The following is a 14903-nucleotide window of genomic DNA, read 5'->3' as shown; positions in this document are numbered from 1 at the left end:
ACGCCGCCTACAGTGGCCGCACCGGGGGTCAACCGACCCCTATCCGGGAGACGACAGGGACGGTGGACGACGTGACGACGGGCGAACCGCTCATCGTGCTGGACGCGGTCAACAAGTGGTTCGGGCCGCTGCACGTGCTGGACGACGTCTCGCTGTCGGTGGGCCGGGGCGAGGTGGTCGTGGTCATCGGCCCGTCTGGCTCCGGCAAGTCGACGCTGTGCCGCGCCATCAACCGACTGGAACCGATCAACTCCGGCACCATCACCTTCGACGGCCAGCCGCTGCCGGCCGAGGGCAAGTCGCTCGCCAAGCTGCGCAGCGAGGTCGGGATGGTCTTCCAGTCCTTCAACCTCTTCGCCCACAAGACCATCCTCGAGAACGTCACCCTCGGCCCGATCAAGGTCCGCAAGGAGAAGCCGGCCGCTGCCCGCGAGCGCGGCCTGGCCCTGCTCGACCGGGTCGGCATCGCCAACCAGGCGGACAAGTTCCCGGCCCAGCTCTCCGGCGGCCAGCAGCAGCGGGCGGCCATCGCCCGGGCCCTGGCCATGCAGCCCAAGGCGATGCTCTTCGACGAGCCGACCAGCGCGCTGGACCCGGAGATGGTCGGCGAGGTGCTGGACGTGATGACCTCGCTGGCCCGCGACGGCATGACGATGGTTGTGGTCACCCACGAGATGGGCTTCGCGCGGCACGCCGCGAACCGGGTCATCTTCATGGCCGACGGCCAACTGGTCGAGGACGCCCCGCCGGCGGAGTTCTTCGCCAACCCGCGCAGCGAGCGGGCCCGGGACTTCCTCTCCAAGATCCTCACGCACTAGGCGTCCGTAGTGGAGCGCGCCGGCCACCGGCGGGCCCCGTTGAAGAAGGAGAAGAGTATGCGTATCAAGCGCGTTGCCGCGGTCGCCGCGGTCGCCGCTCTGGCGCTCGGCCTCACCGCCTGTGGTGGCGACGACGGCGGGGAGGGCACCGGCTCCGGCAGCAAGTCCTTCGCCGCCGGCAGCACCATGGAGAAGCTGAACAAGGCCCAGAAGATCAAGATCGGCACGAAGTTCGACCAGCCCGGCTTCGGCCAGAAGGGCCTGTCGGGCAAGCCCGAGGGCTTCGACGTCGAGGTCGCGAAGATCATCGTCAAGGAGCTCGGCATCCCCGAGGACAAGATCGAGTGGGTCGAGGCCCCCTCGAAGGTCCGCGAGGACGTGATCGTCAACGGCACGGTGGACTTCGTCGCCGCGACCTACACGATCAACGACAAGCGCAAGGAGCGGATCGCCTTCGCCGGGCCGTACTACGAGGCCGGCCAGAACATCATGGTCAAGAAGGACGACGCGACCATCACCGGTCCGGACTCCTTCAAGGACGGCACCAAGAAGGTCTGCTCGGTGACCGGCTCGACGCCCGCCGAGACGATCAAGCAGTACGTCAAGGACGTCGGCACCCAGCTGGTGCTCTTCGACACGTACGACAAGTGCCGCGACGCCCTCAAGGGCGGCCAGGTTGACGCGGTCACCACGGACAACGTGATCCTGCTCGGTTACATCGCCAAGGACGAGGCGTCCTTCAAGCTCGCCGGCGACAACTTCACCAAGGAGCCGTACGGCATCGGCGTGAAGAAGGAGGACGCGGCCTTCCGCACCTTCATCAACGACACGCTGGACAAGGCCTTCTCCGACGGCAGCTGGAAGAAGGCCTGGGACGACACCGCCGGCAAGTTCGGTGCCGAGCTGGGCAGCGCCCCGGCCGTCAACCGCTACTGATCTGATCGCGTCAATCTGGAGGGTGGGGAGGAAGACCGGCCCGTGAATGTTCTCATCGACAAGTTCGACGTCTTCGCGGGTGGTTTCTGGCTCACCCTCCAGATCTGCGTGCTCGCCGCGATCGGCGCCCTGATCCTGGGCGCCGTCGTGGCGGTGCTCCGGATCTCGCCGATCCCGCCGCTACGGGCGGTCGGCACCGGCTACGTGAACGTCTTCCGGAACATGCCGCTGACCGTGGTGATGTTCTTCGCCGCGTTCGGCCTGCCGGCGCTCGGTTCGAACGCGGACTTCCTCCGCGTCCCCGGCCTCGAGGCGGTCTTCAGCCGGCTCGACACCGACCTGCCGTACTTCCGCTTCGCGCTCATCGCCCTGGTGCTCTACACCGCGGCGTTCGTCTGCGAGGCGCTGCGCTCGGGCGTCAACGCGGTGCCGGCCGGGCAGGCCGAGGCAGCCCGGTCGCTGGGGCTGACCTTCGGCCAGAACCTGCGGTACGTGGTGCTGCCGCAGTCCTGGAAGGCCTCGATCGTGCCGCTCGGGTCGGTGATCATCGCCATGATCAAGAACTCGGCGCTGATCGGCTTCTTCGGGGTGGTCGGCGATTTGTCGGCCACGGCCGACCAGCTCACCGGGGCCGAGGGCTACGCCTTCATCCCGGTCGCCATCGGCATCTCGATCGGCTACCTGATCATGACCGTGCCGCTCGGCGCCCTCCTGGACCGGATCGAGAAGCGACAGGCGGTGGCCCGATGAGCCAGCAGACCGTCCTCTACGACGTACCCGGGCCCCGGCAGCGCCGGATCACCCTCGTCAGCAGCCTCGTGGCCACCGTGCTGCTGCTGATCGGCGCGTACTTCCTGATCTACCGGCCGCTCGATGCCAAGGGCCAGTTCTCGATGGAGCTGTGGGGGCCGCTGATCGACCCCTCCAACGAGAACTTCTCACAGGTCTGGGACCGGATCGGGCTCGGCCTCAAGAACACCCTCACCGCGGCGGTGCTGGCGATCATCTCCTCGCTGGTGATCGGCACCGCGCTGGCGGTGCTGCGGATCCAGCTCAAGAGCCTGACCCGGCGCCGGTTCACCGGCCTTGCCACCCCGGTGTCGTACCTGCTGCGCGGGCTGAGCGTCCTGCTGTCGGCGGTCACCCGGGTCTGCGTCGAGGTGTTCCGCGGCCTGCCCGTGGTCATCACGATCTTCTTCGTGGCCCGCGGCTTTCCCGAGTTCGGCGTCACCTTCGACACGCTCTGGTACCTGGTCATCGGCCTCACCATCTACAACTCGGTCGTGATCGCCGAGATCCTCCGCTCCGGCATGGAGGGCCTGCCCGGCGGGCAGGGCGAGGCGGCGGCCGCGATCGGCCTCTCCCCCGCACAGACCACCCGGATGATCCTGCTGCCGCAGGCGTTCCGGATCATGCTGCCGGCGCTGATCAGCCAGCTCGTGGTGGTGCTCAAGGACACCTCGCTCGGCTTCATCATCAGCTACGAGGAAACCCTGAACATCGGCAAGCAGATCATCGGCGCGCTGGGCAACCCGATCCAGGTTTACGTGGTGATCGCCGTCCTGTTCATCGCGGTCAACTACTCGCTGTCGAAGCTGGCCCAGTACGTCCAGCGCCGGCTCTCCCGGGGCCGCAAGACCGCCGGCACTGCGGGGCAGACCGCACCCCCGGCCGCGCTCATGTCGCAGTCCGAGGGTGCCGGCGGAGTCGGCGTCTGAGAATCAGCTCGCAAGGAAAGGGCCAGCCCGGTGTCCGGGCTGGCCCTTTCCGCTGAACACGCTACGCCGACGGCACCACCAGCGATCTCGTGCGGGCGTACGTCAACCCGGCTGTGCTCCTCTGCCGGGCCGCCGGAGTGGCGTGCACGGCACTGGCCGTACGAGCCGCCCGCAGCCCCGGCAGAACAGACCCGACGGCATCAGATCGTCAGGCCCACGCCGTCGACCAGGCGGGTGTGCCGGACTAGCGGGCGATCTCGGTGACCCGGGACTCGCGGACCACGGTGACCCTGATCTGACCCGGGTAGGTCAGCTCCTCCTCGATCTGCTTGGCCACGTCCCGGGCCAGCACGGCCGCCCCGATGTCGTCCACGTCGTCCGGCTTGACCATCACCCGGATCTCCCGACCGGCCTGCATGGCGAAGACCTTGTCCACGCCGAGCTTGCTGGCCGCGATCTCCTCGATCCGCTCCAGTCGCTTGACGTACGCCTCCAGGCTCTCCCGGCGCGCGCCCGGCCGGCCGCCGGAGCAGGCGTCGGACGCCTGGGTGAGCACGGCCTCGATGGTCTGCGGCGGCACCTCGTTGTGGTGCGCCTCGATGGCGTGCACCACGTCCTCGTGCTCGCCGTACTTGCGGGCCAGGTCGGCGCCGATGATGGCGTGGCTGCCCTCCACCTCGTGGGTGAGCGCCTTGCCGATGTCGTGCAGGAACGCCGACCGCTTGATGGTGGGCACGTCCAGGCGCAGCTCGGCGGCCATGATGCCGGCGATGTGCGCGGTCTCGACCAGGTGCTTGAGCACGTTCTGCCCGTACGAGGTGCGGTAACGCAGCCGGCCCAGCAGGTCGACCAACTCCGGGTGGATCTCGGTGATGCCGACCTCGACCAGGGCGTCCTCGGCGGCCCGGTGGCAGAGCTCCTCCACCTCGTGCCGGGCCAGGTCGTAGACCTCCTCGATCCGGTGCGGGTGGATCCGCCCGTCCAGCACCAGCTTCTCCAGGGTGAGGCGGCCGACCTCCCGGCGTACCGGGTCGAAGCAGGAGAGCAGCACCGCCTCCGGGGTGTCGTCGATGATCAGGTTGACCCCGGTCACCGACTCGAAGGCGCGGATGTTGCGGCCCTCCCGGCCGATGATGCGCCCCTTCATCTCGTCGCCGGGCAGGTGCAGGACGCTGACCACGCTCTCCGCGGTCTGCTCGCTGGCCACCCGCTGGATCGCGTCCACCACGATGTGCCGGGCCCGCTGCTCGGCGGTGTTGCGCGCGTCGGACTCGATGTCCCGCACCAGCAGCGCCGCCTCCCGCTTGGCCTGCGTCTCGATCGCCTCGATCAGCTCCAGCCGGGCCGTCTCGGCGGTGAGCCCGGCCACCCGCTCCAACTCCCGGCGACGCAGCTCCTCCGCCTCGGCCAGCTCGGCCTCCCGCCGGGTGAGCTCGGCCTCCCGGGCCGCGAGTGCGGCGCGGGCGGCGGTGAGCTGCCGCTCCCGCTCGGCGAACCGCTCCACCTCCTCGGTGTGCAGCCGCTCGCGCTCGTCCATCCGGGCCGCCCGGCGCTCCACCTCGGCCGCCTGCTCCCGGGTGGTGGCGGCCAGCACCGCGACCTCCCGCTCGCCGCTGCGCCGGGCCGTGGTGCGCAACTGCTCGGCGTCCGCCTCGGCCTGCTTGTGGGCCCGCTCCAGCACCGTGTCGGCCTCGGCGCGGGCGTCGTCGAGCACCCGGCGGGCCTCGGCCCGGGCGGCCTTCGCCTCCGCCTTCGCCGCCGCGGCCTCGGCGCGGGCCGCGGACGCCGCGGACTTCGCCACGTCGATCGTGCTGTTCGCCTGGTCGGCCGCGCTGCGCAGGGCGGCGAGGGACTGCTCCTGACGGTCCTTCTCGGCGATGAAGGCCGGATCCTCCGGCGCGGGGGCCGCGCCGACCTGGCGCAGCGTCCGGACGCCGAAGAGCACCGCGCCGACCACCACCACGGTCAGGATCAGGACGGCGGCGAGGAGCACCACGTCGAAGGTGCTCATGCCGGGACCTCGTGCGGACCGCCGGTGAACCTGTGCCGCCCCGCCATGGCCGCCTCCCCTGATACGTCTGCGCCGCAGCGACCGTGCCAAGGGCACGCTCCTGCGGCTCTGGACGCCCGACCGGAGCGACTGGCCGTGGATAGCTCTCTCCGCCGGCGGTGCCCGCGGGCATCGTCGGCGGCCGGGTGCAGTTGTCGCGCCGGCTCCGGACCGGCCTGCCCGGAGCTGCGATGAATGGCCGGTTGCGCTGGCCAAAGTGATGCTGTCTTGTTACGCGATCTATGTTGTGCGCTTAGCCTGCGCTTGGTCGGGCAATGTGAGCCTGTATGGCGAGGCTAGGTCGCCGGGGGCGGTCTGGTCAAGAACTCATGATCAAACCCCCCGAACGGAGAGAAGCGGTGACATCACCGAACGCTGATGTCGCGCCGGACAGCAGCGGACAAACTCCGCGAGGTGCCGGGCTCGCCGGGCGTGTCGGGCCTGCTCAGCCCGCCACCGTCGGTGACGGGGGCGACGATCGGCCGCTGAGCCGGGTGTGACGCATCCGTCCAGTTGCGGACACCCGCAGGCTCACCGCGCCGCGCAGCGGGCCGCGTCGGCTGCCAACTCCGCCGGGGTGACCGGCACAGCTGGGTGGGCGGCCGGGTCGCGTCCACCGTTCAGGCACGCCTTCAGCAGCGGGCTCGCGCTCCCGGACCGATCCGCCCCGGACCACCCACCGGGCCGCTCACTCGGCCGTGCGGTTGTCGCGGTCCAGCTCGCCCTCGGCGTCGGCGAGCGCGTCGGCGTCGATCTGCTCCGCGAACTCGGCCGCCTCGGCGCTCTGCGCGGCGATCGCGTCCTTCACCGCCCGGATCGCCACGCCGGGTGGGTAGCCCTTGCGGGCCAGCACGCCCACCAGCCGGCGGAAGACCGCGTCGGGCTCACCCCGGGCGGTGCGCAGCTTTCGCTCCACGAGGGCACGGGCGGTCTCCGCCTCGGTCTCCTCGTCCAACTCGCCCAGCGCCTCGGTGGCCACCTCGCCGTCCACGCCCTTCTGGCGCAGCTCGTTGGCGAGCGCACGGCGAGCCAGGCCACGCCCGGCGTGCCGACTGGAGACCCAGGCCCGGGCGAACGCGGCGTCGTCGATGATGCCGACCTCGTCGTACCGGTCGAGCACCTCGGCCGAGACCTGCTCGGAGATGCCCCGCTTGGCCAACGCCCCGGCCAGCTCGGCACGGGTGCGTGGCCGAACGGCGAGCTGCCGCAGGCAGATCTCGCGGGCCACCTCGGACTCGTCACGAGGTGGCGCCGGGGACTCGGCCGCGTCGGCCTCCTCGGACCGGCCACGGCGCCCCCGCCGGGGACGGGGCGGATCGCTGGCGTCGCCCGTACGGGGCGGGCTGGCATCCCAGCCCCGCCCCGTACGGGCGCGTCGTCCTGCCATGGGTCAGCGACCGGTCAGAAGTCGACCGGCGGCAGCTCCGGGCCACCGGCGGCGTCACTCGCGCCGACCCCGACGCCGAGCTTCTCCAGGATCTTCTTCTCGATCTCGGCCGCCACGTCCGGGTTCTCCTTCAGGAACTCCCGGGCCTTCTCCTTGCCCTGGCCGAGCTGGTCACCGTCGTAGGTGTACCAGGCGCCGGACTTGCGGATGATCGCCTGCTCCACGCCGACGTCGATCAGCGAGCCCTCGCGCGAGATGCCCTTGCCGTACATGATGTCGAACTCGGCCTGCTTGAACGGCGCCGCGACCTTGTTCTTCACGACCTTGACCCGGGTGCGGTTACCGACCACGTCGGTGCCGTCCTTGAGGCTCTCGATGCGTCGCACGTCGAGCCGGACCGACGCGTAGAACTTCAGCGCCCGACCACCGGTGGTGGTCTCCGGGCTGCCGAACATCACGCCGATCTTTTCCCGGAGCTGGTTGATGAAGATCGCCGTGGTGCCGGTGTTGCTGAGCACACCGGTGATCTTCCGCAGCGCCTGGCTCATCAGCCGGGCCTGGAGACCCACGTGGCTGTCGCCCATCTCACCCTCGATCTCGGCACGCGGCACCAGGGCCGCCACCGAGTCGATCACGATGATGTCGAGTGCGCCGGAGCGGATCAGCATGTCCGCGATCTCCAGCGCCTGCTCGCCGGTGTCCGGCTGGGAGACCAGCATCGCGTCGGTGTCGACGCCGAGGGCCTTCGCGTACTCCGGGTCGAGCGCGTGCTCGGCGTCGATGAAGGCGGCGATGCCACCGGCCCGCTGGGCGTTGGCCACCGCGTGCAGCGCCACCGTGGTCTTACCGCTGGACTCGGGACCGTAGACCTCGACCACCCGGCCGCGCGGCAGGCCGCCCACGCCGAGCGCGACGTCGAGCGCGATGGACCCGGTCGGGATCACGGCGGTCTGGATGACCGGCCGCTCCCCCAGCCGCATCACCGAGCCCTTGCCGAATTGCTTGTCGATCTGAGCGAGAGCAAGGTCGAGTGCCTTCTCCCGGTCAGGCCCTGCTGCCATGGTTGCCACCCCTGCCTTCGCCGGCGTCTTTGCTGAGCTTCGCGTCACGCGGACACGCTAGGCGCTGGGTCCGACAGAAAACCAGCCGACGGGCCGCGAGCTGTGGACGAGCACCCCGCTGTGGACAATAGCCGAACAGGTGTACGACTCGACAAGCGACACGCGGAAGCGGCGAAAAGGCTGCTCAGCGTAGTCGAGCGGGCACGCGGTCGGGATACGCGGCGCAGACCGCCCGCCAGACCACGTGCGTCTGCTCCCCCGACGCCAGTGCCTGCTCGATGGTCCGTCCATCGAGCTGCGACAGCACCTGGTCGCGGGCGATGCTGGCCGCGTAGCCGGGCCCGAACGCCTCCTCCAGCCGCGCCCAGAAGTCGGTCAGCCGCACGTGTTCAGCCCTCCTCGTCCGGTGCCCCGGTCGGCACCGGGCGCAACGCTAGCGCCACCAGGGGCACCGTCGCGACCGCCGCGAGCAGGGTGAGCACCGGATAACCGGCGAACTCCATGACAAACCCGCTGACCACGGCGGCACCGGCCCCGGCCAGCCCCATGGTCAGGTCGGACAGCCCCTGGACGCTCGGCCGCACGCCGGCCGACACCGACTCGGAGAGCAGCGTCGAACCGGCCACCATCGTCCCCGACCAGCCCAGCCCGAGCAGGACCAGACCCACCGAGAGCCGGGGCGTGTGGTGCCCGGCGGTGCCGGCGACCGCGCAGGCGGCCAGCAGCAAGCCGACCCCACCGAGGATCACCGCACGCCGGCCGAGCCGGTCGGTGAGCCAGCCGACCAGCGGCGAGAACGCGTACATGCCCGCGATGTGCAGGCTCAGCACGATGCCGACCAGCCGCAGCACGTCCGCGTCGGCGTGTGACTCCCCGAGCCGGACCGGGGTCATCGACATCACCGCCACCATCACCAGGTGGCCGACCGCCACCGCCGCGATGCCGAGCCGGGCGGCCGGCCGCCCACGTACCACCGACCAGGCCACGCGCATCCCGGCGCCGCGCGTCGCGCGCACCCCGACCGGCGCGGCGGTCGGTGCCGCACCGCCACCGACCGGGCCACCGTCCGCCGGCGCCTCGGCCGCCACGGCAGCCGCCGGCACGTCGGCGGTCGGCGGCGTGTCGGCCGCGGCGAGACGGCGCGCGGTGAGCAGCGGGTCGGGCCGGAGCAGACCCAGGAGTACGACCGCAGCCAGCACGAACGCGACCGCGCTGAACGCGAACGGGCCGGCCAGCGGCGGCAGCCCCCAGCCGGTGGTGACCCGGTCGGCCAGCGCGGCGAAGTTCGGCGCGGCCACCGCGCCGATGGTGGTGGCCCAGACGATCACGGAGAGCTGCCGACCCCGACGGGCCGGCTCGGCGAGGTCCACCGCCGCGTAGCGGGCCTGGAGGTTCGCGGCGGTGCCGCCGCCGAAGAACAGCATGCCGAGGAAGAGCAGCGGCACCCAGCGGGTGGCCGCGGCCACCACCACCAGCACGCCGCCGACGGCACCGACCGCGTACGCCACCACCAGGCCCGGCCGCCGGCCGTGCCGGGTCATGATCCTGGTGACCGGGACGGCGAGCAGCGCGGCGCCCACCACCCCGGCGCTCTGCGCCAGGCCGGCCACCGCCGTGCCGGCGATCCGGGCGGCGAGCAGCGCACCCACGGCGATGCCGATGGTCACGCCGATGCCGCCGACGATCTGGGTGGTGAAGAGCAGCCGCAGGGTACGCCGCTGGATCGGCGCGACGTCGGGCCGGACGGTACGCGGCGCGGTCAGGTCGGTGGCCATCGGCGCTCCTCGGGACGGGTTGACCCATCCTCGCGCACCCGCGCCGACCAGCGGCAGTGGGTTTCGCCAGCGGCCGAACCGACACCCGTCTCCCGAGGTGTGCGGATCTTGGGTCGGACCGGTCGGGCGTGGGCGGCGACGGTGCGGGCGCCACCCGCTAGTAGTCGTTCTACTCGCGCGGTCCTGGCGTGTCGGGCACGGCGAGCAGGTGTGTCAGCCGGCGGATCCGGGCCAGGGTGTGAGCGGCGACGGCCATGCTGACCACGGCGACCACGCCGAAGATCACCGCGAAGCCCTCGTTGTCGGTGGCGAGCAGACCGAGCAGGACCAGACCGAGGGACACGCTCAGGATTAGCAGCAGCGCCGCCCAGGTGGCCCGCCACTGCCCTGCCAGGTAGCCGGGCAGTTCGGCCCGCGCAGAGTCGTTCTGCGGCACGGTGCCGGAGCGCAACGCCTCGCGCAGCGCGTACCCGTCGGGGTCCCGCCGGGCAGCCTGGTCGCCCGCTACCCGCCGGCCCAGGTAGAACGCGGGGCCGATCCAGACGGCGCTCAGTGCCGCGCTCAGCACGGCCTCGACAAGGGACTCCTGCCGGTCGAAGAGCCAGCGCACCGGCAGCCCGATCAACAGCGTCACCGGCACCCAGTAGGCGGCCACCAGCTGCAGCCCGGTCGCCCGCTCGACGAAACTCTTCCATCTCCGGCGGCGGCCGGTAGCCTCGCTGTGCTCCCCTGCCCGATGCGCCCGGCTGTCGACGTCCATCGACCCTTGTTACCCGGTCGCGACGGCCACGCAATCCCGAGCGCACCGTCAATCTTGGACAGTTCTCGTGATCGGCGAACGGAAACCGTCCAAGATCTGGGCAGATCTTGGCGTCAGGCGGGCAGGGCGTGGGCGGCGACGGTCAGGTCGGCGACCAGCCCCTCGTACGCCTTGTCCTGGTCGTCGGCGCGCAGCACCGCGGACGGGTGGATGGTGGCGAGCAGCCGGGCCGGCGGCGCGTCGGCGACCCCGCCCGCGCTGTCCACCGGCACCCGGGTGAAGTCCTCCGGATGCTGGGCCGACGCCGGCCAGGGCAGCAGCTCCCCGCGCTGTCTCGTCACCCGGAACGTCGGCCCGAGCAGCGCCTTGGCGGCTGTCGCGCCGAGCACCACGACGATCTCCGGGTCGAGCCGGGCGAACTCGGCGACCAGCCAGGGCCGGCAGGCGGTGATGTGCACCCGGTCCGGGGTCTGGTGGATACGCCGCTTACCGCGCAGCTCGAAGCGGAAGTGCTTCACGGCATTGGTCAGGTAGATCTGCCCCGGGTCGAGCCCGGCGTCGTCGACCGCCTTGCGCAGCAGCCGCCCGGCCGGACCGACGAAGGGCAGCCCCTTCTGGTCCTCCATGTCGCCGGGCTGCTCGCCGACCAGGACCACCCGGGCACTCTCGTCGCCACGACCGAAGACCGTCTGCGTGGCGTCCCGGTACAGCTCGCACCCCTGACAGCCACCCGAGGCGGTGCGCAGCTCGTCGATCGTGTCCGCGCCCGGCGGGATGAACCGCTGGGCGCCCTGGGCGCTCCCGGTCTGCTCGGCCATGCCGACTGTTATATACCCGTTCGGTGCCCCCTGCCGGATCCGCCCCGACCACGGCCGGCCGGGTCAGTAACCGTTGCCGCCGCCGCCGCCACCGGACGCGAGCGCGATCAGCACGATGATGATGATGATGACCACCACCGCCACCGCGATCCAGAGCCCTTTGCGCGAGCCACCTGAAGCCATGTCATTCACCTCCGGCGCCCCGCATACCCACCCCAACCGCCCCGAATCGTCGTGATGCTGCACTTTCTCCCCCACAAGCCGGGGGAGCCGGCATGCCCGACGGTGGGGTCAGATGGGGAACCCGGGCGGCGGGGTGGGATGGACGGCGCGGGCCAGGGCGGCGGCCAGGGGGGCGAGATCCCCGGTCGCGAGAGGGCTGACGGTGATGCGCAGGGCGGGCGGGGCGGCGATCCGGTAGAGCGCTCCAGGTGCCACCGCCCAGCCGGCGTCGCGCAGCGCGGTGACCGCGCTGGTCTCGTCCGCCACCGGCAGCCAGACGTTGATGCCGCTGCTGCCGTGCGCGGCCAGGCCGTGCTCCGCCAGCGCGGCCAGCAGCCCCTCGCGCCGCCGCTCGTAACTCTCCGCCGCTTGCCGCACCGACTCGGCCACCGCCGGATCCCGCCACAGCGCGAGCACCAGCCGTTGCAGCACGGTGGAGACCCAGCCGGCCCCGACCCGCGTCCGGCCGGTCACCCGGGCCACCGTGGTCTCGTCGCCGGTCAGCACGGCCAGCCGCAGGTCCGGGCCGAAGGGTTTGCTCACCGAGCGGACGAAGGCCCAGCTCGCGGGCGCGCCGGCCAGCGGGTGCAGCGGTACGCGGGCCAGCTCGGCGGCGTGGTCGTCCTCGATCAGCAGCAGGTCCTGCCGACCGGCGAGCAGCGCCCGCAGCTCCCCGGCCCGGGCGGCGGAGACGGCCGCGCCGGTCGGGTTCTGCGCCCGGCTGGTGACGACCAGCGCCCGCGCACCGGCGGCCAACGCGGCGGCCACCCCGGCCACCAGCGGCCCCTCGTCGTCCAGCGGTACGCCGATCGGGCGCAGCCCCAGCGCGGCGACCAGGTCGAGCAGGTTGGCCCAGCCCGGGTCCTCCACCGCCACCGCGTCGCCGGGGCGCAGGTGGGCGCCGAGCAGCCGTTCGATGCCGTCCAGCGCCCCGCCGGTGAGGGTGAGCTCCCCGGCCGGCACGCCGTCGGCGCTCAGCCGGGCGCGTGCCGCCGCCGCCAGCTCGGGGAGCACGCCGGCGTCGGAGTAGCCGACCGGCGGGCCGGTGTCGGCGGCGAGTGCCGCCAGGTGCGGGCCGAGGGCGGGCAGCAGCCGGGGATCGGGCTCACCCCGGGACAGGTCACGGGCCCCGGGCAACGGCGCCGGACGCAGCGCGGAGCGGCGGGCGGCCACCGGCGGGCGGGGGCGGACCCGGGTGCCGTGCCGGCCGGCGGTGGCGAGCAGGCCGCGCTGGCGAAGCTCCTGGTAGGCGCGGGCGACGGTGGCCGGGCTGACGCCCAGCTCGGCGGCGAGCACCCGGACCGGCGGCAGGGCGGCGCCGGGCGGCAGGCCCCCCGTACGGATGCCCGACTCGATGCTGGCCGAAATCGCGACGGCCGACGACCCGGTGAGCTGATAGCGTGCTGACACAAACAAGAGATTGTACTAGAACAAAGGGGCGAGCATGTACCCTCCCACCGCCCGGACCACCCCCAACCGTTCCCGCGACCGGATGAGCTACGACCGGCCCGCCGCGCACGCGGTGCTCGACGAGGCGTACCACTGCGCGCTCGGGTTCACCGTGGACGGTCAGCCACGGGTGCTGCCCACGCTGCACGTGCGCATCGGCGACACGCTCTACCTGCACGGCTCCACCGGCAGCCGGCCACTGCTCGCCGCCCGGGGCGACGGCCTGCCGGTCTGCGTCGCGGTGACGCTGCTCGACGGGCTGGTCTACGCCCGCTCCCAGTTCCACCACAGCGCCAACTACCGCTCGGTGGTCGCACACGGCACCGCCCGACTGGTCACCGACGAGCGGGAGAAGAGCGCCATGCTCACCGCGCTGGTGGAGAAGGTGGGCGCGGGGCGTAGCGCGGACAGCCGCCCGCCCAACCGGCGGGAGCTGGCCGAGACCGCCGTGCTGGCGCTGCCACTGCGTGAGGTGTCCGTCCGGGCCCGCGTCGGTGGGGTACGCGAGGACGAGGCCGACCTGCACCTGCCGCACTGGGCGGGCGTACTGCCGCTGCGGCTCACCGCCGGGCTGCCGGAAGCCGCCGCCGGGGTCACCGCGCCGCTGCCGGCGTACCTGCGGGCGACCCGCACGCCCTGGCACGACCCGGCCCCGATGGCCGGCCAGCACGTCCGGCTGGAGCCGCTGGACCTCGCGCACGCCGACGAGCTGCACACCGCCACCGCCGACGCGGAGGTCTGGCGACACCTCAACGTCGCGCTGCCCACCACGCCCGCCGGCACCGGCGAGGTGATCGCCGCCGCGCTGGCCGCCCAGCACCGCGGCGAGCGGGTGCCCTGGGTGCAGCGCTGCGCGGCGACCGGGGCGGTGGTCGGCACCACCTCCTACTACGAGATCGACCCGGAGCGGCGCTCGGTGGCGATCGGCCACACCTTCCTCGGCCGGCCGTGGTGGCGTACCGGGATCAACACCGAGGCGAAGCTGCTGCTGCTCAGCCGGGCCTTCGACGAGCTGGGCGCGGTGCGGGTGGCCTGGCACACCGACATCCGCAACGTTCGCTCGCAGGCGGCGATCGAGCGGCTCGGCGCCACCCGGGAGGGCGTGCTGCGGATGCACCGGCAGCGCCCGGACGGCTCCTGGCGGGACACCGTGCAGTACGCGATGACCGTCGACGAGTGGCCGAACGCACAGGTCAGGCTGCGGGAAAGACTTCACCGAACGGCACCCGTGGCGTGATGATGGCGGGCGTGCTGGGGATCACCGACATCTGGACGTACGTACTGGGCACCGTGGCCATCATCCTGCTGCCCGGGCCGAACTCGCTCTTCGTGCTCTCCACCGCCGCCAAGCGGGGCGTGGCGGCCGGCTACCGGGCGGCGGGCGGGGTGTTCGTCGGCGACGGGGTGCTGATGTTCCTCTCCGCCGCCGGGGTGGCCTCGATACTCAAGGCGTACCCACCGCTGTTCCTGGTGATCAAGTACGCCGGTGCCGCGTACCTCGGTTATGTCGGGGTGACCATGCTGCGCGGGGCCTGGCGGCGCTGGCGCGACCGCAACGACCCGAGCACGCCGCGGCTCATCGACGCCGCGGAGCCGGCGGCGATGCGCAGCCCGTTCCGCAAGGCGCTGGTGATCAGCCTGCTGAACCCGAAGGCGATCCTGTTCTTCATCTCGTTCTTCATCCAGTTCGTCGACCCCGGCTACGCCTGGCCGGCGCTGTCGTTCCTGCTGCTCGGGCTGATCGCCCAGGTGACCAGCGCGCTCTACCTGACCGCGTTGATCTTCGCGGGCACCTTCCTGGCCGCGCAGTTCCGCCAGCGTCGCCGGCTCGCCGCCGGCGGGACCACCGCCGTCGCCGCGCTCTTCCTGGCCTTCAGCCTGAAACTGGCCACCGCCAGCGCAGGCTGAC

The 14903-nt window shown here is 72.1% G+C and carries 14 protein-coding genes; 6 read left to right on the top strand and 8 right to left on the bottom strand.

Going from position 1 to position 14903, the window contains the following annotated elements:
* The first annotated feature begins 62 nt into the window (after positions 1-62).
* From AB0K07_RS06735 to AB0K07_RS06720, 4 genes are read left to right on the top strand one after another with little or no spacing between them, the layout of a single operon-like run.
* Positions 63-818 carry an amino acid ABC transporter ATP-binding protein gene (locus AB0K07_RS06735; protein ID WP_363751576.1) on the top strand — a complete coding sequence of 252 codons (756 nt, stop codon included), beginning with the start codon at positions 63-65 and terminating at the stop codon, positions 816-818.
* Between the two features lie 57 nt (positions 819-875).
* The gene (locus AB0K07_RS06730) at positions 876-1754 is read left to right on the top strand and encodes a glutamate ABC transporter substrate-binding protein (protein WP_363751575.1); all 879 of its coding nucleotides are present in this window, start codon (positions 876-878) and stop codon (positions 1752-1754) included.
* A gap of 42 nt (positions 1755-1796) precedes the next feature.
* Positions 1797-2504 carry an amino acid ABC transporter permease gene (locus AB0K07_RS06725; protein WP_363751574.1) on the top strand — a complete coding sequence of 236 codons (708 nt, stop codon included), beginning with the start codon at positions 1797-1799 and terminating at the stop codon, positions 2502-2504.
* The gene (locus tag AB0K07_RS06720) at positions 2501-3472 is read left to right on the top strand and encodes an amino acid ABC transporter permease (protein ID WP_363751573.1); all 972 of its coding nucleotides are present in this window, start codon (positions 2501-2503) and stop codon (positions 3470-3472) included. The genes AB0K07_RS06725 and AB0K07_RS06720 overlap by 4 nt, the downstream gene beginning before the upstream one ends.
* 244 nt (positions 3473-3716) lie before the next feature.
* Here AB0K07_RS06720 and rny read toward each other — a convergent pair whose 3' ends face one another.
* The 8 genes from rny to AB0K07_RS06680 all read right to left on the bottom strand — a co-directional run bounded on the left by rny (position 3717) and on the right by AB0K07_RS06680 (position 12955).
* Complete coding sequence (gene rny / locus AB0K07_RS06715; protein WP_363751572.1) at positions 3717-5483, bottom strand: ribonuclease Y; 1767 nt, start codon at positions 5481-5483, stop codon at positions 3717-3719.
* 727 nt (positions 5484-6210) lie between these two features.
* Positions 6211-6909 (bottom strand): regulatory protein RecX, encoded by a 699-nt coding sequence (locus AB0K07_RS06710; protein WP_363751571.1) that lies wholly within the window; start codon positions 6907-6909, stop codon positions 6211-6213.
* 14 nt (positions 6910-6923) lie between these two features.
* Positions 6924-7970, bottom strand: coding sequence for a recombinase RecA (gene recA, locus AB0K07_RS06705; RefSeq protein ID WP_139583061.1), 1047 nt, complete (start codon positions 7968-7970; stop codon positions 6924-6926).
* Between the two features lie 184 nt (positions 7971-8154).
* A complete protein-coding gene (locus AB0K07_RS06700; protein WP_074318010.1) occupies positions 8155-8355 on the bottom strand; it encodes a DUF3046 domain-containing protein in 201 nt (66 codons plus the stop codon).
* Between the two features lie 4 nt (positions 8356-8359).
* Complete coding sequence (locus tag AB0K07_RS06695) at positions 8360-9745, bottom strand: MFS transporter (protein WP_363751570.1); 1386 nt, start codon at positions 9743-9745, stop codon at positions 8360-8362.
* A gap of 169 nt (positions 9746-9914) precedes the next feature.
* On the bottom strand, positions 9915-10505 hold the full coding sequence (locus AB0K07_RS06690; protein ID WP_363751569.1) for a hypothetical protein: 591 nt from the start codon (positions 10503-10505) through the stop codon (positions 9915-9917).
* 113 nt (positions 10506-10618) lie between these two features.
* The gene (locus AB0K07_RS06685) at positions 10619-11323 is read right to left on the bottom strand and encodes a UdgX family uracil-DNA binding protein (protein WP_363751568.1); all 705 of its coding nucleotides are present in this window, start codon (positions 11321-11323) and stop codon (positions 10619-10621) included.
* Positions 11324-11614: 291 nt separating this feature from the next.
* A complete protein-coding gene (locus AB0K07_RS06680; protein ID WP_363751567.1) occupies positions 11615-12955 on the bottom strand; it encodes an aminotransferase class I/II-fold pyridoxal phosphate-dependent enzyme in 1341 nt (446 codons plus the stop codon).
* A 34-nt stretch (positions 12956-12989) separates the two neighbouring features.
* On the opposite strand from AB0K07_RS06680, the gene AB0K07_RS06675 reads away from it, so the two are divergent.
* Positions 12990-14231, top strand: a complete 1242-nt coding sequence (locus AB0K07_RS06675) for a bifunctional pyridoxamine 5'-phosphate oxidase family protein/GNAT family N-acetyltransferase (protein ID WP_363751566.1) — start codon at positions 12990-12992, stop codon at positions 14229-14231.
* Complete coding sequence (gene leuE, locus AB0K07_RS06670) at positions 14231-14902, top strand: leucine efflux protein LeuE (RefSeq protein ID WP_363752735.1); 672 nt, start codon at positions 14231-14233, stop codon at positions 14900-14902. Before AB0K07_RS06675 ends, leuE begins: the two co-directional genes overlap by 1 nt.
* Position 14903 lies beyond the last annotated feature (1 nt).

It is taken from the genome of Micromonospora sp. NPDC049301 (assembly GCF_040678715.1).
Classification (GTDB): Bacteria; Actinomycetota; Actinomycetes; order Mycobacteriales; family Micromonosporaceae; genus Micromonospora.
This window is presented reverse-complemented; position numbering and strand designations above follow the sequence as displayed.

Coding starts and splice junctions, on each gene's coding strand:
- AB0K07_RS06730 (WP_363751575.1), top strand. CDS start 876: ATGCGTATCAAGCGCGTTGCCGCGGTCGCCGCGGTCGCCGCTCTGGCG.
- AB0K07_RS06720 (WP_363751573.1), top strand. CDS start 2,501: ATGAGCCAGCAGACCGTCCTCTACGACGTACCCGGGCCCCGGCAGCGC.
- rny (WP_363751572.1), bottom strand. CDS start 5,483: ATGAGCACCTTCGACGTGGTGCTCCTCGCCGCCGTCCTGATCCTGACC.
- AB0K07_RS06710 (WP_363751571.1), bottom strand. CDS start 6,909: ATGGCAGGACGACGCGCCCGTACGGGGCGGGGCTGGGATGCCAGCCCG.
- recA (WP_139583061.1), bottom strand. CDS start 7,970: ATGGCAGCAGGGCCTGACCGGGAGAAGGCACTCGACCTTGCTCTCGCT.
- AB0K07_RS06695 (WP_363751570.1), bottom strand. CDS start 9,745: ATGGCCACCGACCTGACCGCGCCGCGTACCGTCCGGCCCGACGTCGCG.
- AB0K07_RS06690 (WP_363751569.1), bottom strand. CDS start 10,505: ATGGACGTCGACAGCCGGGCGCATCGGGCAGGGGAGCACAGCGAGGCT.
- AB0K07_RS06685 (WP_363751568.1), bottom strand. CDS start 11,323: ATGGCCGAGCAGACCGGGAGCGCCCAGGGCGCCCAGCGGTTCATCCCG.
- AB0K07_RS06675 (WP_363751566.1), top strand. CDS start 12,990: ATGTACCCTCCCACCGCCCGGACCACCCCCAACCGTTCCCGCGACCGG.
- leuE (WP_363752735.1), top strand. CDS start 14,231: ATGATGGCGGGCGTGCTGGGGATCACCGACATCTGGACGTACGTACTG.